Source organism: Lawsonibacter sp. LCP25S3_E2, from assembly GCF_052117285.1.
Lineage (GTDB): Bacteria > Bacillota > Clostridia > Oscillospirales > Oscillospiraceae > Lawsonibacter.
In genome coordinates, this window is the sequence record NZ_JBQKJL010000084.1 from 1 (window position 1) to 340 (window position 340).

Genomic DNA, 340 nt, shown 5'->3' on the forward strand with positions numbered 1-340 from the left:
TCCCTCACGGTACTGCTCCTCTATCGGTCATCAAGTAGTATTTAGGGTTGGAGGGTGGTCCCCCCAGTTTCCCACAGGGTTTCACGTGTCCTGCGGTACTCTGGATCCTGACTGGAACAAATCAGTTTTCGGCTACGGGGCTCTCACCCGCTATGGCCGGCCTTCCCATGCCGTTCGCCTAACCTATTGCTCCGTTGTGTCAGTCCACAACCCCGGAGAATAAATCCTCCGGTTTGCCCTCTTCCGCGTTCGCTCGCCACTACTAGCGGAATCTCTGTTGATTTCTCTTCCTCGCCCTACTTAGATGTTTCAGTTCAGGCGGTTCCCCACCTACGCCTAT

1 rRNA gene is annotated in these 340 nt (G+C 55.0%); it reads right to left on the reverse strand.

Annotated features, from left to right (window positions below):
- Window positions 1-340 (reverse strand): 23S ribosomal RNA (locus ACTQ3R_RS16630); the annotation flags it as partial.